General features: G+C 44.4%; 2 protein-coding genes. Both read right to left on the reverse strand.

Features of this window, described 5'->3' with window-relative positions:
• Positions 1 to 4888, reverse strand: a 4888-nt coding sequence (locus ACP6PL_RS25775; RefSeq protein ID WP_426548190.1) for an AAA family ATPase, incomplete at its 3' end; no start/stop codon positions are given.
• Positions 4889 to 5184: 296 nt separating this feature from the next.
• A partial coding sequence (locus ACP6PL_RS25780) for an ATP-binding protein (protein ID WP_426548191.1) occupies positions 5185 to 5321 on the reverse strand: 137 nt, incomplete at its 5' end.

Below are 5321 nucleotides of genomic sequence, written 5' to 3' on the forward strand. Positions count from 1 at the left end.
TTCCGTCGTGTAGATTAAACTCGGTTTTGCTGACAGTATCTGTGCGGGAAAATGTTCGCATAGATTTGCTAATATTGTAAAGGATATTGCATCCCTGTTCCATTGACGCAATTATTTTGGGGAGTTCTTCTATCACAAATTCTAGGTCAAGTTCTTCGATTTGTTCGACTATTTTATCAGAAAGGGAGGAATGTTCTTGATACAGAGAAAATCCTGCTAATAAATCTTCCAGGTACTCTTGTAAGATGGAGACACTGCCAGTGATAAAACCAACCGGGTTATTGATTTCGTGGGCGACTCCCGCTACCAGGTTTCCCAAAGTTGCCATTTTTTCACTTTGAACTAATTGTAATTGTGCCTGTTGTAAATCTGTTAAGGCTTGTTGTAACTCATGCCACGCCAGTTGTTCTTTGTCGTATAATTGGGCATTTTGCAGCGCTATGGCTGCTTGGGAACAGAGCAAATTCAAGATTTCAATGCGATCGTCCGTAAATGCTCCGGCAACTTGATTGTTTTCCAGGTAGAGGATACCAATGAGTTTGCCGCGATCTACTAGGGGCAGGCATAAAATCGATTGAGGTTGGTGTTGTTGGATGTAAGCATCTCCTGCAAAGGCGGTTTCCTTGCTAGCGTTGTCGAGGGCGATCGCCTTTTGGGTGCGCTTGACTTTATTGACAATTATCAAAGGCACTGCATTGCTATTTTCAACAGGAATGGGGTCGATTTGGGGAGTATCCTCGCCGTAGACAAGGGCACTTAGCATTAGCACTTCCTCTTGAAATAACATCAAAGCTGCAGTTTCGGCACCGGCATTTTCTCGGACGACTTTCATTAAATTGGCGATCGCTCCCTCTAATTCGATATTCTCACTCAGGGTGCGCGAGGTTTTCATTAATGTGGCTAAATCTAACACATCTCCTGTCCCTGCTGTTGTTTTCGATAGAGTTCCCTGAGTCATGGTTGCGAGACTGGAAGGGGCAAGGGAGGCTTGTTGCTGTTGGAGAATGGGAGTGAGGAGGTGGGGATAGCGAGTTTCTAAGTCGGCAACTTTGGCCTTGGCTCCCCATCGAGCGTAGCAATAGTAGGCTTCCTGCATATATAGTGCTGCCTCTTTTTCTCGCCCCCAATCTAAATAGAATTTGGCAAACAGTTCATTGGCGAGGGCTTCTTCTTGGATGTATTCGTTTTCCTTGGCTCCCGCAATAGCGTTGTCATAGTAGTCAATGGCCTGTAGTTTTTGGTCCAACACCCGACATTGTTCCGCTTTAATCAAATCACATTTATGCTGGTGATTCATCGGAGCATAATCCGCACAATCTTGGAGGGTGGCCAGATCGGCTGCCGCCCTCTGAAAAAGCTCTGACCGATTCTCCGAATCGGACTGTAACGGGGCCAAAGCGCTTAACGCCATGTAGAAATGGAACGCAGGAAAATTGACTGTTCCGGCTCCTCCTAAAAGATACTTGCGCCCTGCCTCAACTTCGATGTGGGCGGCTTCAATATCCTCAAACAAATAGCACAGCATAAGTTTGTGGGCATGGAACAGAAATAAGCCGTACACATCATTGGCAGACTGTAAGTGGGCGAGTGCATCTCCGTCGTGTAATGCCTCTCCTGTCAATTGAGTCCGGTGCTCTGAGCACCCCAGTAAATTTAAGACGGTTTGCCAATAGATCCGCGCGTAATTGGCAGTGATTACTTGATTGAGCTGGTCCAAACTGTGGCAGTAAGCCTGGTGTTCTGTGGTTAAAACATCGAGGCGACAACCTGCCCAAAAGGAGTTGGAGCAAAAGCTGTGAGCATTATAACCGGCGAATTCGTAATTGCCTGTTTCCAACGCACTGGTATAACCCGCTTGCAGAAGGGGCAAGGTGTCTCGAATCGGCAACGTGCGGTGGAGGATAAATAACCCGACAACCAGCAATACCTCTGGTTTGATGATTGTGGCGGCGGGAGTGTCAATTAATTCCAAGGCGAGTTGGCTGAAAGTGACCCCCCTTACTGTATTGGATTGGGTATAGGTACACAGAATTAAACCATAGGCGGCGTAGGCATGAGCAGAGGGGATACTATTACCGTATTGAATGGAGAGGCAGACGCTCCAACATACCACAAGGGGATAGAGCAGAGGCGTGTTGATATAAGTGACCGAAAAAATGCTCTCGGCAATTTGCACCATCGCCTTTTTCTCAGTGTCTACCATGTCGGGCAGATGGAGCAAGTCCTCTACTTGGCGATTGACCATCAGTTCTTGAACGCTGGCGATCGCCTTCTCCACATCCTGTTCGACCGGGGTTTCCGGAAACGTTACCCCCATCTGTTGCAAGAATGCCAGACCGATAGCGATCGCCTCAGCCAGTTGATGGCGAGAGGCATGGGCTTGAATTTGAATGCGATACACATTGGCCTGTTCCACAATAGAATGACTGTTGGCCATCACCTCTGCTACTCGACGTTCCATCTCATCCCAGTCCCCACACAGGACAGCCAGTTCAGCCGCCAGTTCGGTTAAGGCAAAGACGAGGTCATAATGGTGCTGCCAAGGGTTTTCGCCCAATAAAGACAACCCGACCGTCGCGTATTCATATCCAGCATCATAGGCAGTTGCACTTTTCGCCTTATGACAAGCCAATAAATTCAGTTGGGTTAGTTGCTCTCGTTCTGTCTGATCGCGAATGAAAGCCGTTCCATAGTTTAATTGCCCCACCAATTGAAAAATTCGCCCTTCTTGCATTTCTGGGGGAGTCTTGTGCAGCAGTTGTTGGCCAATGCGGTAATGGGTGGAATTTTTCTGTTCATCAGGAATCAACGAATAGGCTGCTTGTTGAACGCGATCGTGCAGGAAGCGGTAACTGACTAAAATTTCTTTCCCTTTCTCTTCCTCGGTTTCCCCGCTTTGAAAAAACTTATAGGCTTCGCTCTGAGGTAATATTAACCCTTCTCGCAAGGCATTCCACAAATCGGCGGCCACTTCTTCCAATGAATTTTCGCAGATAACGGCTAAGGTCTCTAGATCGAATTGATTGCCGATACAGGCGGCTAACTTGAGGGTATTTTGGGTTGCTTTGGGTAACTTATGCAGTCGTCCCGCCATAAATTCCACCACATCATCGGTGAGAGTGGCATCTCGCACCTTCACTAAATCGCATTCCCAATAACCCAAATTTCGGTTAAACGCAATCAAGTCATCCTCATGCAATCCCTTTAAGAATTGAGTGGTAAAGAAAGGATTTCCTTTCGTTTTTTGATAGACTAAATCCGTGAGCGGAGTGGCTAAATCCTGCGAACAACTGAGGGTTTCCGCTACTAATTGATTAATATGAGGAACTGATAGGGGCGTTAAAGTAATCGTCGAAATTGTGGTGTTTTGTTGCTCTAATTTCCCTAAAGTTAACATCAAGGGATGGGCGGGGAAAACTTCGTTATCTCGATAGGCCCCCAACAAAAGCAGATATCCCGTTTGATTGTCTCCTATCAAGATCTTCAACAAATTTAATGAGGCTGAATCCGCCCATTGCAAGTCATCAAGAAAGAGGGTTAAGGGATGTTCTTGGGTGGTAAAGACGGCGATAAATTTCTCAAACAGGAGGTTAAATCGATTTTGGGATGCGCTGCCAGAAAGTTCGGGGACGGGAGATTGTTCTCCAATAATTTGTTTTAATTCAGGAATGACATCAACGAGAACTTGCCCATTTTCTCCCAATGCTTCTAGGATTTTCTCTTTCCACTCCCGCAGTTCGGCATCACTTTCTCCCAGTAATTGCCCCATTAAATCTCGGAAGGCTTGAACGAAGGCAGAGAAGGGAATGTTGCGATTGAATTGGTCGAACTTTCCTTTGATAAAGTACCCTTTCTGTCTGGTTATGGGTTTGTGTACTTCATTCACCACTACAGTTTTCCCGATGCCAGAAAATCCCGCTACTAGCATCATTTCTGTTTTTCCGGCTGCGACTCTTTCAAAGGCATCAAGAAGGATTTGCACTTCTTTTTCCCGTCCGTAGAGTTTTTCGGGGATTAAAAAGCGAGCGCTCCGATCTTGCTCTCCCAAGACAAACGGCTCAATTTTTCCAGTTTCTTCATATTCAACCCGACATTTTTCTAGGTCATATTTTAGCCCCAAAGCACTTTGATACCTTTCTTCCGCATTTTTCGCCATTAATTTAAAAATTATATCAGCTAATGGTTTCGGCACTAGGGAATCAGGAATTGTCGGAGGGGTTTTGGCGATGTGTGCGTGAACCAATGTTAGGGGATCTTCGCTTTCAAAGGGCAATTTTCCTGTCAATAGTTCGTACAAGGTTACTCCTAGAGAATAAAAATCGCTGCGATAGTCTATGCCTCTATTCATCCTTCCGGTTTGTTCTGGAGACAGATAAACTAGAGTTCCTTCTAGGACATTGGGAGTTTGCAAACTTGTTCGTTCTTTCGGCAGTAACGATGAGATACTAAAATCTATTAATTTTACTTCTTGTGTTTCTTGATGTATTAATATATTTGCTGGTTTGATATCTTTATGGATAATATAATTTTGATGCAGATGGTGCAGAATCTCTGCTATAGATAGAGAAATTTCCCAAAACTGTTCTATTGACACCGAAAATTGGCGCTGATATTCGGCTAGGGAAATGGCTCCTATATCTTCCATGATTAGAGCATAGCCATTTTTGTAACGCAACAGCGAGTATGGTTTAACAATGCCTTCGATCTCAAGATTTTTGGCAATGGCGTATTGATTTCTAAATTGCACTAATTCGTTAAATGATGGATATTCCTGAGCCATCAATTTGATAATAACTTGTTGCCCACTCTCAAGATTTTGACCCCGATAGACTAGAGTCCTTTCACTTTCATGGATGAGTTCATGGGTTTGATGATTGGCGATTTTCATTGTTTTTGTCTCCATCATTGACTTGGTTTTTCTTTGAATCTAATTTTTCTAGTATTTATAGAAGTTGAAGCAAAAGGAACGGACTCATCAAAAATCTAAAACCCAGACAAAGCCAGATTTTTCCTTCTGCCCCCTGCTTTCAAAGGAGGGGGGGATGCCTTCTGCTATATGCCTTCTGCTATATGTCTAGTTTACTTTATTGGTTGCCGAAACTCCAAACTCTTACAAATATTTACAGTTTTGATTTTCATTATTAGTGTTGCCGGAATGCTGACTTAGTGGTTGTTGCTCAAGTTTCAAGCTAAATTTGATCTAGGAATCACAATGGTAAAAATTGTACCTTGCCCAACTGTTGAACTACAGGTAATTTTACCATCATGTTTTTCTGTAACTATTTGATGAGCGATCGCCATGCCTAAACCTGTTCCTTTAC

Origin of the sequence: Dapis purpurea BLCC-M126, assembly GCF_050015975.1 — a bacterium.
Taxonomy (GTDB): Bacteria; Cyanobacteriota; Cyanobacteriia; order Cyanobacteriales; family Microcoleaceae; genus Trichodesmium.